Source organism: Streptomyces sp. NPDC127084 (genome assembly GCF_042724175.1).
Lineage (GTDB): Bacteria > Actinomycetota > Actinomycetes > Streptomycetales > Streptomycetaceae > Streptomyces.
The window spans coordinates 1-17,583 of sequence record NZ_JBHXFA010000072.1; the positions used below are offsets into that span (position 1 = coordinate 1).

General features: G+C 70.8%; 18 protein-coding genes. 7 read left to right on the forward strand and 11 right to left on the reverse strand.

Annotated features, from left to right (window positions below; translation table 11 throughout):
• Window positions 1-117, reverse strand: a 117-nt coding sequence (locus tag ACFWI9_RS18180) for an aldehyde dehydrogenase family protein (protein WP_387163162.1), incomplete at its 3' end; no start/stop codon positions are given.
• Window positions 118-125: 8 nt separating this feature from the next.
• Entirely contained in the window at window positions 126-1,511 is a 1,386-nt protein-coding gene (locus ACFWI9_RS18185; protein WP_387163108.1) for a glutamine synthetase family protein, read from the reverse strand.
• Between the two features lie 77 nt (window positions 1,512-1,588).
• Between ACFWI9_RS18185 and ACFWI9_RS18190 the strand changes: the two genes are divergently transcribed.
• The 3 genes from ACFWI9_RS18190 (at window position 1,589) to ACFWI9_RS18200 (ending at window position 4,611) form a co-directional block, all read left to right on the forward strand.
• A complete protein-coding gene (locus tag ACFWI9_RS18190; RefSeq protein WP_387163111.1) occupies window positions 1,589-2,326 on the forward strand; it encodes a FadR/GntR family transcriptional regulator in 738 nt (245 codons plus the stop codon).
• 113 nt (window positions 2,327-2,439) lie between these two features.
• Window positions 2,440-3,903 carry an ethanolamine permease gene (gene eat, locus ACFWI9_RS18195; RefSeq protein ID WP_387163113.1) on the forward strand — a complete coding sequence of 488 codons (1,464 nt, stop codon included), beginning with the start codon at window positions 2,440-2,442 and terminating at the stop codon, window positions 3,901-3,903.
• Window positions 3,904-3,933: 30 nt separating this feature from the next.
• A complete protein-coding gene (locus ACFWI9_RS18200; RefSeq protein WP_387163114.1) occupies window positions 3,934-4,611 on the forward strand; it encodes a gamma-glutamyl-gamma-aminobutyrate hydrolase family protein in 678 nt (225 codons plus the stop codon).
• Between the two features lie 386 nt (window positions 4,612-4,997).
• On the opposite strand, the gene ACFWI9_RS18205 is transcribed toward ACFWI9_RS18200, so the two are convergent.
• Window positions 4,998-5,711, reverse strand: coding sequence for a helical backbone metal receptor (locus ACFWI9_RS18205; protein WP_387163117.1), 714 nt, complete (start codon window positions 5,709-5,711; stop codon window positions 4,998-5,000).
• Window positions 5,708-6,256, reverse strand: coding sequence for a cupin domain-containing protein (locus tag ACFWI9_RS18210; RefSeq protein ID WP_387163119.1), 549 nt, complete (start codon window positions 6,254-6,256; stop codon window positions 5,708-5,710). The genes ACFWI9_RS18205 and ACFWI9_RS18210 overlap by 4 nt, the downstream gene beginning before the upstream one ends.
• A gap of 380 nt (window positions 6,257-6,636) precedes the next feature.
• Here ACFWI9_RS18210 and ACFWI9_RS18215 point away from each other — a divergent pair, with 380 nt between their 5' ends.
• The 4 genes from ACFWI9_RS18215 (at window position 6,637) to ACFWI9_RS18230 (ending at window position 10,039) form a co-directional block, all read left to right on the forward strand.
• Window positions 6,637-7,542, forward strand: coding sequence for a 5'-3' exonuclease H3TH domain-containing protein (locus ACFWI9_RS18215; RefSeq protein WP_387163163.1), 906 nt, complete (start codon window positions 6,637-6,639; stop codon window positions 7,540-7,542).
• A gap of 98 nt (window positions 7,543-7,640) precedes the next feature.
• Window positions 7,641-8,489: a siderophore-interacting protein gene (locus ACFWI9_RS18220; protein ID WP_387163121.1), complete on the forward strand. Its 849-nt coding sequence runs from the start codon at window positions 7,641-7,643 to the stop codon at window positions 8,487-8,489.
• A 117-nt stretch (window positions 8,490-8,606) separates the two neighbouring features.
• Window positions 8,607-9,191: a sigma-70 family RNA polymerase sigma factor gene (locus ACFWI9_RS18225; RefSeq protein ID WP_387163124.1), complete on the forward strand. Its 585-nt coding sequence runs from the start codon at window positions 8,607-8,609 to the stop codon at window positions 9,189-9,191.
• Window positions 9,188-10,039, forward strand: a complete 852-nt coding sequence (locus ACFWI9_RS18230) for an anti-sigma factor domain-containing protein (RefSeq protein ID WP_387163126.1) — start codon at window positions 9,188-9,190, stop codon at window positions 10,037-10,039. The genes ACFWI9_RS18225 and ACFWI9_RS18230 overlap by 4 nt, the downstream gene beginning before the upstream one ends.
• A 389-nt stretch (window positions 10,040-10,428) precedes the next feature.
• Here ACFWI9_RS18230 and ACFWI9_RS18235 read toward each other — a convergent pair whose 3' ends face one another.
• From ACFWI9_RS18235 to ACFWI9_RS18265, 7 genes are all read right to left on the reverse strand, one after another.
• A complete protein-coding gene (locus tag ACFWI9_RS18235) occupies window positions 10,429-13,260 on the reverse strand; it encodes a DEAD/DEAH box helicase (protein ID WP_387163128.1) in 2,832 nt (943 codons plus the stop codon).
• 94 nt (window positions 13,261-13,354) lie between these two features.
• Window positions 13,355-14,317 (reverse strand): twin-arginine translocase subunit TatC, encoded by a 963-nt coding sequence (gene tatC / locus ACFWI9_RS18240; protein WP_387163130.1) that lies wholly within the window; start codon window positions 14,315-14,317, stop codon window positions 13,355-13,357.
• A gap of 82 nt (window positions 14,318-14,399) precedes the next feature.
• Window positions 14,400-14,687, reverse strand: a complete 288-nt coding sequence (gene tatA, locus ACFWI9_RS18245; protein ID WP_387163132.1) for a Sec-independent protein translocase subunit TatA — start codon at window positions 14,685-14,687, stop codon at window positions 14,400-14,402.
• 217 nt (window positions 14,688-14,904) lie between these two features.
• A complete protein-coding gene (locus ACFWI9_RS18250; RefSeq protein WP_387163133.1) occupies window positions 14,905-15,102 on the reverse strand; it encodes a hypothetical protein in 198 nt (65 codons plus the stop codon).
• A gap of 30 nt (window positions 15,103-15,132) precedes the next feature.
• Complete coding sequence (locus ACFWI9_RS18255) at window positions 15,133-15,345, reverse strand: hypothetical protein (RefSeq protein ID WP_387163165.1); 213 nt, start codon at window positions 15,343-15,345, stop codon at window positions 15,133-15,135.
• 95 nt (window positions 15,346-15,440) lie between these two features.
• A complete protein-coding gene (locus ACFWI9_RS18260) occupies window positions 15,441-16,427 on the reverse strand; it encodes a helix-turn-helix transcriptional regulator (RefSeq protein WP_387163134.1) in 987 nt (328 codons plus the stop codon).
• 17 nt (window positions 16,428-16,444) lie between these two features.
• Window positions 16,445-17,404 (reverse strand): helix-turn-helix transcriptional regulator, encoded by a 960-nt coding sequence (locus tag ACFWI9_RS18265; protein WP_387163135.1) that lies wholly within the window; start codon window positions 17,402-17,404, stop codon window positions 16,445-16,447.
• Window positions 17,405-17,583 lie beyond the last annotated feature (179 nt).

A 17,583-nucleotide genomic window follows, 5' to 3' on the forward strand; every position in this document is an offset into this window, starting at 1 on the left:
GGCCGCGGCAGCCCGCGCGACGGCGGTGTCGACGTCCTGTTCGACGGCGCCGGGGACCGTGGCGACGACTTCCTCGGTGGCCGGGTTCAGCACATCGAGTTCGTACGGTTGCGACAAGGGGTGCCTCACATGCGTTCGAAGGAGCGGCGGAGCTCCCAGTCGGTCACCGCGGCGTCGAAGGCGGCGAGCTCGACCCGGGCCATGTTGCGGTAGTGGGCGACGACCTCGGCCCCGAAGGCGGCCTTGGCGATGGGGCTGGTCTCCCAGAGCTCGGCGGCCTCGCGGAGGGTGGTGGGTACGTGCGCGTAGTCGGCGGCGTAGGCGTTGCCCGCGCAGACCTCGGGGAGCTCCAGCTCGTTCTCGATGCCGTAGATCCCGGCGGCGACCATTCCGGCCACGGCGAGGTGCGGGTTGACGTCACCGCCCGGGACCCGGTTCTCGAAGCGGGTGGAGCGGCCGTGTCCGACCACGCGCAGGGCACAGGTGCGGTTGTCGAAGCCCCAGGCCACGGCGGTGGGGGCGAACGAGCCGGGCTGGAATCGCTTGTACGAGTTGACGTTCGGGGCGTACAGCAGCGAGAAGTCGCGGAGCGCGGCGAGTTGTCCGGCCAGGAAGTGCCGCATCGTCTTCGACATACCGTGCCCGCCGTGCCCGTCGTTCTCGTGGGGGTGCGACGCCATCACATTGCGTGCGTCCGCGTCCTGGAGGGACAGATGGATGTGGCAGGAGTTGCCCTCGCGCTCGTTGTACTTCGCCATGAAGGTGAGCGAGACACCTTCCTGCGCGGCGATCTCCTTGGCACCGGTCTTGTAGATCGCGTGCTGGTCGCAGGTGAGCAGGGCCTCGTCGTAGCGAAAGGCGATCTCGTGCTGGCCGGGGTTGCACTCGCCCTTGGCGGACTCGACGATCAGCCCTGCTCCGGCCATCTCGTTGCGGATACGCCGCAGCAAGGGTTCGATGCGGCCGGTGCCGAGCACCGAGTAGTCGATGTTGTACTGGTTCGCGGGCGTCAGGTGGCGGTAGTCGGCGTCCCAGGCCTGCTCATAGGTGTCCTTGAAGACGATGAACTCCAGCTCGGTACCGACATGCGCGGTGTAGCCGAGGGCGGCGAGGCGCTCCAGCTGGTGGCGCAGGATCTGGCGTGGTGCGGCCACCACCGGGGATCCGTCGCTCCAGGCGAGGTCGGCGATCAGCATCGCCGTGCCCTCGTTCCAGGGGACACGGCGCAGGGTGCCGAGATCGGCGTGCATGGCGAAGTCGCCGTAGCCGCGGTCCCAGGAGGACATCTCGTAGCCGTCCACCGTGTTCATCTCGGTGTCGACGGCGAGCAGGTAGTTGCAGCCTTCAGTGCCGTGCTCGAGCACCTCGTCGAGGAAGAACGGCGCGGCGAAGCGCTTGCCCTGGAGGCGGCCCTGCATATCGGGGAAGGCCAGGACTACGGTGTCGATCTCACCGCTCGCGACAAGGGTCCTGAGCTCCTCGACGGTCAGCGGGGGTGTGCGGTCTGCCACGGGAACTGCCTCCTAAGGTCAGCCGGAAGCCATAAGGTATTGCCGAGGACCATTGATTGGGAAGGGGGAACCGCAAGGTGGCGGAAACGAGCGAGGCACACGAGACGGCCGACCGGCTGACATCCGTACTGCGGCCGGTTCGCGGGGGCAACGGCTTCGAGGAGGCGCTGGAGCAGGTCCTCCAGGTGGTACGGCTCGGTCTGGTGCCCGGGGGCGAGCGGCTGCCCGCCGAGCGGGAGCTGGCCGACCGCATGGGCATCAGCCGTGTGACCCTGCGCGAGGTACTCAAGGTCCTCCAGGAGCAGGGTCTGGTCGAGAGCCGACGCGGCCGTTACGGCGGTACGTTCGTCCGGCAGCGCAGGCACACCGCCGACGAGGACGAGCTGCGCCGTCGGGTCGCCGCGGTCGACCTGGAGGACACCCTGCGTTTCCGCGAGGTGCTCGAGGTGGGCGCGGCTGGGCTGTGCGCGACCCATGGACTGAGCCCCGAGGCAGCCGAACGGCTGCGGAGGGCGCTGGCGGCGACACATGACGCGACACTGGACGCCTACCGGCGCTGCGACACACTGCTGCATCTCACGCTCGCCGAGTTGTCCGGTTCCCCCTCACTGACCACGCAGTACGCGGCGGTGCGGGCGACGGTGAACGATCTGCTGGACTGCATCCCGCTGCTCGTACGCAACCTGGAGCACTCCCAGCAGCAGCACATGGCGCTGGTGGAGGCGGTGCTGGAGGGGGACGCCGACGCGGCGCGCGAGGTGATGCGCGAACACTGCGCGGGCACGGCGGCGCTGCTGCGGGGTTTCCTGGCCTAGACCCGCCGACCGCGGCAGGCCGTAACCCGAACGTGACCCGCAGGCCTTGCGTTACCCGGAGTCGAGCGCAAAGGTATGGCGTCATTCCATTGGTCCCACGCGGGAGCTCTGCCATGACGCTCGAAGACACCACAGGGAACACCACAGGGAACAAGACCGCCCCGCCGGGCGAAGACGACTACCTCCAGCGCCGGACCCTGAGGCGCGGCAGCGCGGGCTGGCTGCTGCTGACCGGCCTCGGGGTCGCCTACGTGGTCTCCGGCGACTTCTCCGGCTGGAACATCGGACTGTCCAAGGGCGGTTTCGGCGGCCTCGCCGTGGCGACCGTGCTGATGGGAGTGATGTACGCCTGCCTCGTCTTCGCGCTCGCCGAGCTCTCCGCGATCCTGCCGACAGCGGGCGGCGGATACGGCTTCGCCCGCCGCGCACTCGGCACCTGGGGCGGATTCCTCACGGGCACGGCGATCCTCATCGAGTACGTCCTCGCCCCCGCCGCCATCTCCATCTTCATCGGCGACTACGTCGAATCACTGGGACTCTTCGGCCTGGAGTCGGGCTGGCCGGTGTACCTCGCCTGCTTCGTGGTCTTCATCGGTATCCACCTGTGGGGCGTGGGCGAGGCCCTGCGCTTCAGTCTCATCGTCACCGCCATCGCGGTCGCCGCACTGCTGATCTTCGCGGTCGGCGCGTTCACCGACTTCCACGTCAGCGGACTCGACGACATCCCGGTGGACAAGGACGCACTCGGCTCCAGCTCCTGGCTGCCGTTCGGCCTGCTGGGGATCTGGGCGGCGTTCCCCTTCGGCATGTGGTTCTTCCTCGGTGTCGAAGGCGTGCCGCTGGCCGCCGAGGAGGCGAAGGACCCGGTGCGCTCGATGCCGAAGGCGCTCGCCCTGTCGATGGCGATACTGGCCCTGCTCGCGCTGGTCACCTTCTTCGCCGCCACCGGGGCCCAGGGCTCGGCGGCCATCCAGGAAGCCGGAAACCCGCTGGTGGTGGCACTGCAGGGAGACGGCGATCCGACCGCACTGAGCCGCTTCGTCAACTACGCGGGACTCGCGGGCCTGGTGGCCTCGTTCTTCTCCCTGATCTACGCCGGATCGCGTCAGCTCTTCGCCCTCTCCCGAGCCGGCTATCTGCCCCGCTTCCTTTCCCTCACCAGCCGCCGCAAGTCCCCGTACCTGGGACTGCTCATCCCCGGCGCCATCGGCTTCGCCCTGGCCGCGGGGACCGGGGACGGGGCCCGGATGCTGAACATCGCGGTCTTCGGCGCGACGATCTCGTACGCGCTGATGGCGCTGTCCCACATCGTGCTGCGGCGCCGCGAACCGGACCTGCCGCGGCCCTACCGCACACCCGGTGGTGTGCTCACCTCGGCCGTGGCGTTCGTCCTCGCACTGTCGGCGCTGGTCGCGACATTCCTGGTGGACAAGGAAGCAGCGTTCATCGCGCTCGCGGTGTACGGCGTCGCGCTCGCGTACTTCGCCTTCTACAGTCGGCACCGTCTCGTCGCCAAGGCGCCTGAGGAGGAGTTCGCGGCGCTGGCGGCTGCCGAGGCCGAACTCGAACGCGACTGACATCATCGAGACAACAGGAGGAACCTCACCGTGACCCAGCCGCTCATCGGCGTCAGCACCTACCTGGACACGGCCTCGTGGAGCGTCTGGCAGCTGCCCGCCGCACTGCTGCCCGTCGGCTATCCGCGCCTGGTCCAGGCAGCGGGCGGCATCGCCGCGATGCTCCCGCCCGACGCCCCGGAGCGCGCGGCACACACGGTGGCCCGGCTGGACGGCCTCGTGGTGGCGGGCGGCCCGGACGTGGAGCCCGTGCACTACGGTGCCGCCCCCGACCCCCGGACCGGCCCCCCGGCCCGGGAGCGGGACTCCTGGGAACTCGCCCTGATCGACGCGGCACTTGAATCCGGCACGCCACTGCTCGGGATCTGCCGGGGCATGCAGTTGCTGAACGTCGCCCTGGGAGGGACGTTGGTCCAGCACATGGAGGGCCATGCCAAAGCCCCCGGCGTCTTCAGCCACCACCCCGTCACCCCGGTCCCGGGCACCCGCTACGCGGGCCTGGTCCCCGAGGTGTCCTCCGTACCCACCTACCACCACCAGTCCGTCGACCGCCTGGGCACCGGCCTCATCGCCTCGGCCCACGCGGACGACGGCACGGTGGAGGCGGTGGAGCTTGCGGGGGAGGGCTGGGTGCTGGGGGTGCAGTGGCACCCGGAGATGGGGGAGGACGTGCGCGTGATGTCGGGACTCGTCGCTGCCGCGAACTAGCGCGCTCCCCGGCGCCCCGCACCCCGTGGTGCCCCGTTGCACGGGATGGCCGGGTGTCGCGGTGTTCCGCACCCGGTGGTGCCCCGTTGCGCGGGGCGCCGGGCGACCCCGAGCCCCCAGCCTGGCCGGCGTTTGAGGCCGGACACTCCGGCCCACCGCACGGGGTGCGGTACACCGCGACACCCCCGGCGCCCCGTGCACGGGCAACCCCGACTCCCCAGCCCGGTACGGGGGTCCCCCCGGACGAAGTCTGGGGGGAGATAGAGGCCGGACACACCGGGCACCGCTACGGGGTGCGGAACACCGCGACACCCCCGGCACCCCGCGCAACGGGGCTCACCGGGGTGCGGCGACACCGAGTGACCCGCCCCGGGGTCGCCGGAAGATCAGCACAGGGCGGCGCGCAGCGCGGCGGGGGCCGTCACCAGCGAGGGTCCGTACCACGTCAGGAACCGCCCATCCACCAGCGCGGAGCGCACTCCCGGAAACGCCTCAGGCCCGTCCTCCGCGGTGAAGCGGTACGGCTCGTCCGGCAGCACGACCAGCTCCGCGCCCACCGCGTTGAGCTCGTCCAGCGGCACGCGCGGGTACCGGTCCGCGTGGCCCGCGTACACGTTCTCGACGCCGAGGCGGGCGAGGACGTCGCCCGCGAAGGTGTCGCGTCCCAGCACCATCCAGGGCCTCCGCCAGATCGGCACGACGGCCCGCCGCGGCTCACCGGCCACGGGCGGCGGCACCGCCGCCCACGCGGCGCGGGCCTCGTCGAGCCAGCGCGGCCGGGTGATGCCGCAGGCCCGCAGGACCCGTTCCAGTTCGGTGAACGCCTGCGGCACCGTACGCACCTCGGTCACCAGGACATCGAGCCCGGCGGCCCGCAGGGCCGCGAGGTCGGGGGCCCGGTTCTCCTCCTCGTTGGCGATGACGAGGTCGGGCGCGAGCGCCCTGATCGACGCGAGATCGGGGTTCTTGGTACCGCCGACCCGCACCACGTCGAGGTCGGCCGGGTGGCTGCACCAGTCGGTGGCACCCACCAGCAGTCCCGGCGCGCTCACGGCGACCGCCTCGGTGAGGGACGGGACGAGCGAGACGACGCGCCTCACAACCCGGTCCCGACACGGTCGCCGACACCGACGACGAGCAGCCGGGTGCCCGGCAGGGTGGCCCTCCAACGGTGGCGTACGCCTCCGGACAGATAGAGGGTGTCGCCTTTCTCCAGGCGGTACACCCGCCCCTCGGCCTCGACCTCGGCCGCCCCGTCGGCGACGTACATCAACTCGTCACCACGGTGCTGGTACTCCCGGTCGCCTTCCTGCTCCCCGGTGAACTCGACGGCGCGCAGCTGGTGGTGGCCGCGCACAAGCGGCCGTATGCCCACGTCCGGAGAGCTGTCATGGCTTCGGGCCCGGACCACGTCCACCACACGCGCGGAGTCCGCGGCGGCGAGCAGTTCAGCGGCTGTCGTGTCCAGCGCGTCGGCCACCCTGTCGAGGGAGCGCATGCTGGGACGGGCCCGTTCGTTCTCGATCTGGCTGAGGAAGGGCACCGACAGTCCGCTGCGCTCGGACACGGCGGCGAGTGTGAGCGCGAGGGCCCTGCGCCGCCTGCGGACGGCGGACCCCACACGGATCGACTCCTTGTCTGCCATCGCGTCGTCCCTCCCTCCTACTCAGTAACCTTACGCAGATCCAGGCACCCAATCGCACCGCCGCCTCCGGCGCAACGGTGAGGGCCCCGCCACTGTATGTGACGGGGCCCAGACCGGTGGGGGGAGGAGAGTGGTCTGCGGAGGTACCCGCCGGCTGCCCGCGTCCCGGCCGCGCGCCGTGGAGTGCGCGGCGGGCCGCGTCGCCCCTGGTCAGGTTGCCGCTGAGGCTCGCTCCGGCACCTCGGCTGCCCCCGGCCGCCCACGGCAAACCCAGCAGTGACCCAGTTCACGCTCGTGACACCCGCGGGACATCCGCGATGCGCCGGGGCCGAACGCCGCCGCCTCGGTACGGCATCATCGGGCCTGTGACGCGACGCCTGATGCTCCTCGACACCGCTTCCCTCTACTTCCGCGCCTACTTCGGGGTGCCCGACTCCGTCCGCGCCCCCGACGGCACCCCTGTCAACGCCGTGCGGGGGCTGCTGGAGTTCATCACCCGACTGGTACAGGACCACCGCCCCGACGAGCTGGTGGCCTGTATGGACGCCGACTGGCGTCCGCAGTGGCGGGTCGAGCTCATCCCCTCGTACAAAGCGCACCGGGTGGCGGTGGAGACCGAGACGGGTCCGGATGAGGAGGAGGTCCCGGACACGCTCTCCCCGCAGGTACCGATCATCGAAGAGGTACTGGACGCTTTCGGGATCGCCCGGGTGGGCGTCGCCGGGTACGAGGCCGATGACGTCATCGGCACGCTCGCGGGACGTGCGGGCGGCCCGGTGGACATCGTGACCGGTGACCGCGATCTCTATCAACTGGTGGACGACGCACGCGGGGTACGGGTGCTGTATCCGCTGAAGGGCGTCGGCATGATGCAGACCACCGACGAGGCCGTGCTGCGCGAGAAGTACGGCGTGGACGGCCCCGGGTACGCCGATCTGGCGCTGCTGCGCGGTGACCCGAGCGACGGTCTGCCCGGGGTTCCCGGTATCGGCGAGAAGACGGCGGCGAAGCTGCTGGACGCCTTCGGGGACCTGGCCGGGATCATGGCGGCCGTGGACGACCCGGCGTCGAAGCTGACCCCGTCGCAGCGCAAGCGGCTGGACGAGTCCCGGGCCTATGTCGCCGTGGCCCCGAAGGTGGTGCGGGTCGCCGATGACGTACCGCTGCCCGAGTTCGATCCGGCGCTGCCGAAGCACGCAAGGGATCCGCGGCGCCTTGAGGAGCTCGCGCTGCGCTGGGGTCTGGGGCGAGCGGTGCACCGGCTGCTGACCGAACTGGGCGCGTGACATGCGCATTCGGCGGGCGTCGACACCACGCGACGCCGACTTAGGTTACCCTAACAAAATCCAGCTCTGACCGAGGCTGTGAAGCGAGGGAGACCACCGTGGCAGACACGCCCGCCCGCAAGACACCGACGACCCACGAGGCGCGGGTGGTGCGCACGGAGCGGATCAGTCCGCATATGGTGCGCGTCGTCCTCGGCGGTGCGGGGCTCGATGAGTTCCGCACGGACGGCTCGACGGACGCGTACGTCAAAGTGGTCTTCCCGCAGCCCGGAGTGAGCTACCCCGAGCCCTTCGACATGGCCCGGATCCGTGAGGAGTTCCCCCGCGAGCAGTGGCCGAGCAACCGCACCTACACGGTGCGTGCCTGGGACCCCGTCGAGCGGGAGCTGACCATCGACTTCGTGGTGCACGGGGACGAGGGCTTGGCGGGCCCGTGGGCGGCTGGGGCGCAGCCCGGTGAAACGGTCCGGCTGCTGGGACCCGGCGGCGGCTACGCGCCCGACGCCGCGGCGGACTGGCATCTGCTGGCGGGCGACGAGAGCGCACTGCCGGCCATCGCCGCCGCACTGGAGCAACTGTCCGCGGGCGCGGTCGTGCACGCCTTCGTGGAAGTCTCGGGGCCCGAGGACGAACAGAAGATCGCGACCCCGGACGGTGTGACGGTGACCTGGCTGCACCGGGGTGACCGGGCGGTCGGCGAGGCGCTGATCGCCGCGGTACGGGGACTGGACTTCCCGGAGGGCGACGTGGACGCCTTCGTCCACGGTGAGGCGGGCGCGGTGAAGGAGCTGCGCCGCCATCTGCGGCTGGAGCGCGGTATCCCCGCGGCCCGGCTGTCGATCTCCGGATACTGGCGTCTCGGCAAGTCGGACGAGGCCTGGCGGGCCATCAAGCGCGACTGGAACGCGCAGGTGGAGCAGGAACAGGAGCAGGACAGGGCCGCCTGACCCACTCCCCCGCGGGTCCGCTGCCGGATCGGCTGAAAAAGTCCTGCCGAAGGGCAGTCAGATCCCGCTCCCGCTCCGTATATCTGGAGGAACACAGGGAGAGGGGAGAGCGAGCGCGTGAAGGAAGCCGTACGCATCACCGGGGCACCGCCGGCCGGCCCTGGTCTCGACGAACTGCTCGTACGGGTGGCTCGGGGCGACCAGGAGGCCTTTGCCCGGGTGTATGACGCGGTCTGCGGGCCCGTGCTGGGCATCGTCCGCAGTGTGCTGCGGGACCCGGCTCAGTCGGACGAGGTGACCCAGGAGGTGCTGGTCGAGCTGTGGCGTACGGCCGCGCGCTACCAGCCGTCCCGCGGCTCGGCGCTGACCTGGACGCTCACCCTCGCGCATCGTCGCGCCGTGGACCGGGTGCGCTCTGCCCAGGCCGCCAGCGAGCGCGAGCAGAAGGCCGCCAGGCTCGGCGCGACCCCGGCCTTCGACGACGTCGTCGAGCAGGTCGAGGCCCGACTCGAACGTGAGCAGGTACGCCGCTGCCTGCGCACCCTCACCGACCTCCAGCGGCAGTCGGTGACGCTCGCCTACTACCGCGGGCTCGCGTACCGCGAGGTCGCGGAACTGCTGTCCGTGCCCCTGGGCACGGTGAAGACCCGAATGCGCGACGGGCTCATCCGGCTGCGCGACTGCCTGGGGGTGAGCGCATGAGCGCGGCTACACGCGGCGGCCCGGGACGGGACGCCGAATTGCACACGCTGACCGGGGCGTACGCGTTGCACGCCCTCGGCGAACGGGAACGCGTCCGCTTCGAGCAGCACTTGGCGGCCTGTACCGCCTGCACCCAGGAAGTGCGGGAACTGAGCGCGACAGCGGGGCGGCTGGGACTCGCGGTCAGTGAGCAGCCGCCGACCGCGATGAAGGCTCAGGTACTCCAACGCATAGCGGCGGTCCGTCAGGAACCGCCCACCATCCCGGGTATGCGGCCCGGCGGGGAGCGGGACCGGTCCCCCGTTCACCGGGTCAGACCTGCGGGCAGGCGCACTCTGCCGCGCCTCGTACTCGCGGCGTGTGTCGCGGGCGCGGCGGCCTTCGGTGGATACGCGACCTGGCAGCAGCGTGCGGCCGAGGACGCGCTGGCCCAGGCTGAGGCGCTGACCCGCAAAGCCGAAGCGTCGACCCGTCAGGCGCGGGAGGAGGCCGGGCGCCAATCGCAGGCCCTGGCGAACGTGCTGACCGCGCCCGACGTGCGCACCAGCTCCGCGAGCCTGGGCAGCGCCACCGCGACCGGCACGGTGGCCGTGTCCCGCGAGCGCGACCGCGCTGTGTTCCTGGCGGCGGGGCTTCCGCGTCCTGACGCGGGCAAGGTGTACCAACTCTGGTTCGCCGACGGCACGACCATGCGGCCCGCGGGACTCCTGGCCTCCTCGGGCGCGGCGGAGACCATCCTGATGGACGGCGCGGTGGGCCCGGCCACGGGTATGGGCGTGACCGTGGAGCCGGCGGGGGGTTCACCCCAGCCCACGTCCCAGCCCCTGGCACTGCTGAACTTCACATAGCCCCCTGAAGCCTCCCGGGAGACCCGCCCCCCGGGAGGCCCGTGCCACGGGACGGCGGGTTTCGATGTCGTACCGCACCCGGTGCGGTGGGCCCGCGCCGTCCGTCTTCGCAGCGGCGTGGCCCCCTGTGGGACAGGCGACAACTCCGCGTGGCGACCCATCCGCGCCGCAAATCAGCACGGTCCCGGATACGAGACCCGGAGCGGACCCGACGCCCACCTCCCGGCGACGGCCAACCCCGACAACCCGCCCGGCCTGGGGGTCCCCCGAACGGAGTCTGGGGGAGTTCGAGGCCGGACACACCGGGCCACCGCACGAGGTGCGGAACACCGCGCAACCCCGCCACCCCGTGCAACAAGGCGCCACCGGGTGCGGGCACCCCCGCGGGTTCACCCCACGGAGCTGTACGCGACGACGCCCCGGAGCAGTCCGTCCACCGCCTTGCGGGCGGTGCGGGCCACCGTGGTGCCCTCGCCCGGGGCCGCTGCGGCGATCTGGCCCAGGACATCGATGACCTGCTTGCACCAGCGCACGAAGTCCCCCGCGGGCATCTCCGCCTCGCGCAGGACCTCGTCCAGGCTCTTCCCGGATGCCCACTGGTACGCCGCCCAGGCGAAGCCCAGATCCGGCTCACGCTGGCCGACGCCCTCGGTCTGGCTGATCTTGAACTCTTCCTCGAGCGCGTCGAGCCGACCCCAGATCCGCACCATCTCGCCCAGCGCGGCCTTCGCCTTCCCCGCGGGCAGTTTGGGCGCCACCGCGTCATCGGCCTGTCGTGCCTCGAAGACCAACGCCGATACACATGCCGCCAGTTCGGCCGGAGTCAGGCCCTCCCAGACGCGTTCGCGCAGACACTCGCTGGCCAGCAGGTCCAGCTCGCCGTAGAGCCGGGCCAGGCGCTTGCCGTGCTCGGTGACCTCGTCGCCGCGGAGGTAGTCCATCTCGGTGAGCAGACCGACGATCCGGTCGAAGGTGCGGGCGATGGTGTTGGTGCGGCCCTCGATACGGCGCTCCAGTTGCCGGGTGTCGCGCTGGAGGCGGTGGTAGCGCTCGGCCCAGCGCGCATGGTCCTCGCGCTCGTCGCAGCCGTGGCAGGGGTGCGAGCGGATGTCCTTGCGGAGCCGGGCGATCTCGCGGTCGTCCGCCGCCGTGGCCCGCGGCTTGCGGTGCCGGTCGGGCACGATGTGCCCGGCCTTGGTCCGCAGCGCCGAAGCCAGGTCACGGCGGGACTGCGGCGACCTGGGGTTGAAGGACTTGGGGATGCGCATGCGCTCCAGCGGTTCGACCGGGACCGGGAAGTCCATCGCGGCGAGCCGCTTGACCTGCCGCTCGGCGGTCAGCACAAGGGGCCGAGGGCCGTCGTGGTACTCGAAACCGCCCCGGTGGCCGTTGGACCGTCCCGCGGGCAGCCCTGGGTCCAGCACCAGCGCGAGGCCGGCGAACTTGCCCGTCGGGACATGGATGACGTCGCCGGGCTTGAGCTTCTCCAGGGAGCCCGCGGCCGCGGCGCGGCGCTGCGCGGCGCCCTGCTTGGCCAGTTCGGTCTCGCGGTCCTTGAGCTCGCGGCGCAGCAGCGCGTACTCCTCGAAGTCACCGAGGTGGCAGGTCATGCCCTCCCGGTAGCCTTCGAGCCCCTCCTCGTTGCGCTGCACCTGGCGGGAGATCCCGACCACCGACTTGTCCGCCTGGAACTGGGCGAATGAGGTCTCCAGCAGTTCGCGCGAGCGGTGCCGGCCGAACTGCTGCACCAGGTTCACGGCCATGTTGTACGAGGGCTTGAAGCTGGAGCGCAGCGGATAGGTGCGGGTGCCCGCGAGCCCGGCGAGGGCACCGGGGTCCATACCGCGCTGCCACAGGACCACGGCGTGGCCCTCGACGTCGATACCGCGCCGCCCGGCGCGGCCGGTCAGCTGGGTGTACTCGCCGGGGGTGATGTCCGCGTGCTGCTCGCCGTTCCACTTGACCAGCTTCTCCAGTACCACGGAACGCGCGGGCATGTTGATGCCCAGCGCGAGGGTCTCGGTGGCGAACACCGCCTTGACGAGGCCGCGTACGAAGAGCTCTTCGACGACTTCCTTGAACGTCGGGAGCATTCCGGCGTGATGGGCCGCTATGCCCCTCTCCAGGCCCTCCAGCCACTCGTAGTAGCCGAGGACGTGGAGGTCCTCGCCGGGGATGGCGGCCGTGCGCTCCTCGACCAGTTCGCGCACCTTCTGGCGTGCTTCGTCGTCGTTGAGTCTCAACCCGGCGTACAGGCACTGCTGGACGGCGGCCTCGCAGGCGGCCCGGCTGAAGATGAAGGTGATGGCCGGCAGCAGGCCTTCGGCGTCGAGGCGCTCTATGACCTCGGGGCGGGACGGCGTCCAGATACGGCTGCGCTGGCGCCGCTCACGCTCGCGGTCGGCCTCGCGGACCATCTTCCCGCGTCTGCGGTCACGGGGGTTGTAGGTGCGCGTGTTCTCCATCCGGGCCAGGCGCACCAGATCGGGGTTGACCTCGCGGCGTGCGGCACCGCGGCCTCCGTGGTCGGTCTCCTCCTCGAAGAGGTCGTACATCCGGCGCCCGGCCAGCACATGCTGCCACAGCGGCACGGGGCGGGACTCGGAGACGATCACTTCTGTGTCGCCGCGGACCGTGTCCAGCCAGTCGCCGAACTCCTCCGCGTTGGACACGGTCGCGGAGAGCGAGACCAGGGTTACGGATTCCGGGAGGTGGATGATCACTTCCTCCCAGACGGCGCCGCGGAAGCGGTCGGAGAGGTAGTGCACCTCGTCCATGACCACGTAGCCGAGGCCGAGCAGCGACTGGGAGCCCGCGTACAGCATGTTCCGCAGGACCTCGGTGGTCATGACGACGATCGGGGCCTCGGAGTTCACACTGTTGTCACCGGTGAGCAGGCCGACCTTCTCGGGGCCGTACCGCCTGACCAGGTCCGAGTACTTCTGGTTGGACAGCGCCTTGATGGGCGTGGTGTAGAAGCACTTGCGCCCCTGCGCGAGGGCGAGGTGCACGGCGAACTCGCCCACGATGGTCTTGCCCGAACCGGTGGGTGCCGCGACGAGCACGCCCTTGCCGGCCTCCAGGGCCCGGCAGGCCTCGATCTGGAAGGGGTCCAGGTCGAAGGCGTACAGCTCGCGGAAGGGAGCGAGTGCGGTGGCCTGCTCGGCGGCACGGATGCGTGCCGCCGCGTAGCGCTCAGCTGGTGAGAGGTCCTCTGTCATCTTGCTGTCGAGACTACCCGCCCCCACTGACAGTGAGCCCGATCATTATTCGATGTGCGATGAGCGAGGTGCGCCCCGCGCGGGGGCGGGTGGATCAGGTGATGTCGTCGTATCCGTTGACCCGGGGTGCTCTGCCGCCCTCGGCCTCGCCGCCGGTCTGCTCCGGAAGCGCCCGGGAGGATGACACGGCCTCGACGGAGCCGATGGTCTCGGGGGTGAGGTCCAGCTCGGACGCCTCGTCGTCGCTCAGCTCCACGTCCGGGTTCCGGCGCCGGCGGCGGGCGTCGTTGAGGAACGAGAAACCGACGGCCAGGAAGTAGAGCACGGCCAGGGGTCCGGCCAGCAGCAGCATCGAGATCGGTTCGCCACCCGGTGTGGCGATCGCGGCGAAGCCGGTGAGACCGACGATCATCCCGCGCCACCAGCCGAGCATGCGCCGGCCGCTGAGGACGTTCGTCATGTTCAGCAGGATCAGGAGCAGCGGCAGCTCGAAGGCCAGTCCGAAGACCAGCACCATGCGGGTGATCAGGTCGAGGTAGTCGTCCAGCGGCAGCAGGGGCTTGGCCCCGGTCGGCGCGAAGCCCAGCATGATCTGGGCGGTCTGCGGCAGGATCGAGTAGGCCAGGTAGGCGCCGCCCAGGAAGAGCGGGACGCCCGCGGCGACGAAGCTGACCGCGTAGCGCTTCTCGTGGCTGTGCAGTCCGGGCGCGACGAACGCCCACAGCTGGTAGAGCCAGACGGGAGTGGCGGCCAGGACGCCCGTCATCAGTGCGACCTTCAGCGCGATCGTGAAGGGCGAGAGCAGGCCGTTGGTGGTCATCTCGGCGCACGGCCGGCCGTTGACCATGCGAAGCTGGCCCGCGTTGCAACCGACCGACTCCAGGATCGGCCTCATCAGGATCTCGAAGATCTCCTTCTGGAAGAAGGCCGCGACGATGGTGGCCACGGCGATCGCCAGAACCGACTTCAGCAGCCGGTTACGCAGCTCACGCAGGTGCTCTCCGAGCGGCATCCGCCCCTCGGTGTCCTTCTCCTGCTTGCGGGCAGACTTGAGCAACCCACTTCCTCGTCTCGTGCGAAAACCGTCGGGTAGTTCGGGAAGAACCCTGACGACCGAGGTCAGCCGGGGTCAGCCGGCGTCAGCTCTGGGTCGTACGGTTCGGCTCGGAGACCGGGCGGCTGCTCGTCACATCGCCGGGAGCGGCCTGGATCGTCCGGGGCGCGTCCTGCGGCTGGGCGGCCTGATCGGCGTCGGTCTTGGGAGCCGTCTGGTCGCCGTCCTGCTTCATAGCCTTGGCCTCGCTCTTGAGGATGCGGGCGGACTTGCCGAGTGAACGGGCCATGTCGGGCAGCTTCTTGGCGCCGAACAGCAACAGGATGACCACGACGATCAGAAGGATCTCAAGGGGCTTCAGATTGCCGATCATGTCTGACTTCCTTCTCGCTGAGGCGGCTGGGGGGCGGGGCTGCCCACGATCGGACAGGCGTCCGATCAGCACGATGCATGCGATCGTAACCCGCCGAAGTAAACGCAGAGCAATGGCTGCGCATACTCAATGTGCGACCCGCACTGACCGTCCGGCCCGCTTTCGGAAGCGTACCCCGCGGGCGGTTCGACCGGATATGGGGGCCGCGTGAGGCCGGTTACCGCCAGGTTCCGCCAGTCCGCGCCAGCCTGGTCGCCGACTGCTCCAGGTCCTGGGCTGCACGGTCGATCCGGTCGGCGGCCCTGGCCACCTGCCGGGCCAGGCGCCGGGCCTCCAGGAAGACGCGGATGCCGAGGACGCCGAGGACGGCGATGCCGAGGAACCCCAGGGCGATGGCGAGCATGGGCCAGAACATACGGCGGAACCTCAGAGGTGGCGGGTGGATTCAGACGGTGGAGTGGAGACGCAGCGTACGCACTCCGCCACCGGTGAGCAGCTCGACGATCCGCTCCCCCGCCGGCCTGCGCACGGCCGCCCCGCACTCGGTGCAGGTGAAGGAATAGAACGTTGTCCGCCTGCTGGCGCCGATCGCCAGTCGCAGTGCGGCGGCGGAGAGCTCGAGGCGGCAGCGGCAGTCGGGGCAGGCGGCCTTGAACATCACCGGGGCCGGCACCGGCGCCTTGGACGCCGGGATTCCGGATAGCACGGACGTGTCTCCCCTCACTCCAGCATCACTCCACTCGTTCGCGGTCTTCAGGCCGGACATCCCGGGGTGCCGGGGGCGTCGTACGCGGTCAGGGCATCGGCAGCCGCCCGCTGGGCACTGTCGGCCAGCTCCGGCGGGGAGACGATCCAGCCGTCCCGCCCCAGCCGCAGCCCCAGCCGCCGCAGTGACGCGGGGTCCGGGGTGCGGAGCGTGATGCGCAACCCCCCGTCGGGGAGCTCTTCCGCGCTGTCGTGGGGGTAGTACTCGGCCACCCAGCGCCCGCCGGGCCCCACCTCGACCACGACCTCCGGGTCATCGGCCGACGGCTGCACCAGCCCTTCCGAGAGGTCGCGCAGCTCGACCTCCGGGGGCGCGGAGGATTCGTCCAGCAACCGGATCTCGGCGACCCGGTCCAGTCTGAAGGTCCGGCGAGCCTCGGAGAGGTAGCACCAGGCCTCCATGTACGTGTGCCCGACGGCGAACAGCCGGATCGGGTCGACCTCTCGCTCCGTGAGCTCGTCGCGCGCCGGTGAGTAGTAGCGCAGCCACAGCCTGCGGCGCTCCGAGATGGCGCGGTCGACGTCGGCGAAGACGCCGCCCTCGGACTCGAAGATCACCGACAGCCGCGCACTGGCGCCCGCGGCCTCCCCTGCCGCCGCCTCCAGCTTGGCGGTCGCCCTCAGCAGTGCCTCGCGGTCGCCCTCGCGCAGCCCCGGCAGGGTGGCGACGGCGCGCGCGGCGACCAGCAGCGCGGTCGCCTCGTCCGCGGCGAGCCGCAGCGGTTCGGCAGCTTCCGCCGCGAGGGAGCCTGGGTTGCGCCACCAGATCCGGTCGCCGTCCGTGTCGATGTCGAGCAGGTCGCCGCCACGGAAACTGGTACCGCACATGGGCAGCACATCGAGGTCGGCGATCAGCTCGTCCTCCGTGATCCCGAAGGCGCGGGCGACGTCCCCGACCCGCGCCCCGGGGCGTTCCCGAAGATAGGTCACCAGCGAGAGCATCCGCCGGGTCTGGTCAATGGCGTTCGCGGCCATGGTCGTCCGAGTCCCCCTCAGCCCTTGGCCACGGCACGCAGCCGGTCGACCACATCGGCCCGCAGGTCCGCGGGCTCCAGCACGACGACGTCCGGGCCGAACTCCACCAGCCAGGCGTCCAGCCCGTGCCCGTACGGAATCTCCAACTCATCCCAGCCTTCGCCGAGTTCCCGGACCGCGATGGCGCGGGCTCGCAGCGGGTACCCGGCGTCGGAGCGCAGCCTGATCAGCGCGGTCCGGGTCGCGTTCTCCCCCGCCCAGCTCTCCACGGTCTCACGTACCGTCACCACGTCCGGGACGGGCGCGGTGTACCGGCCGGCACGGGAACGCACCTTGCCGATGATCCGGGACAGCCGGAAGACCCGCTCGGCACCGCGGTCCCGGTCCCAGCCCGCGAGGTACCAGTGGCCGCGCCAGCACTCCAGCGTCCATGGCTCGACCTGGCGGGTCTCGGGGTGGACGGCGTTGGACTTCCGGTAGTCGAAGACGACCGGGCGGTGGTCCCGGCAAGCCAGCATCAGCGGCTCGAAAGCGGCTTCGTGGACGGGGATTCGCGGTTCGAGCGCGCTGTGCTGCGCAGCGTCGTAGGCGTCCTCGGCCTCCGGCATCCCCGCGGCACGCAGCTTCTGCAGCGCCCCGCTTGCCGCTCCGGCGAGCCTGGCCTGCTGCCAGACCTTCGCGGCCAGCCCCAGTGCCGCGGCCTCCTCGGCGTCCAGGGTGATGGGCGGCAGCCGGTTGGAGTCGCGGCGGGCGAGATAGCCCGTCTCCCCGTCGAGGTTCTCCACGGTGGCGATGACCAGACCGAGTTCGCGCAGGTCATCCTTGTCGCGCTCGAACATGCGGTTGAACGCATCGTCGTTGCCCGCCTCTAGGTAGGCCTCGATGGAACCGCGCAGTTCGCGCTTGCTGAGCGGCCGTCGTGTGCCGAGCAGGCACAGCGCCAGGTTCATCAGCCGCTCGGCCTTGGCAATGGCCATCGACGCCCTACCCGCCCTTCCCCGGAAGTCTCACCGTTTCTGATCGTTGAACCTACCGCTACGGGCTGTCGTGGCAAAAGCGCGGGCCCCCCCCGGGGCGAGCGGGGGGGCCCGCGGGGCGCGTTGGGGGAAAAAGGCGCCCCGGGCGGCCACAAGAAGAGCCTCGGACCCCGGGCCGA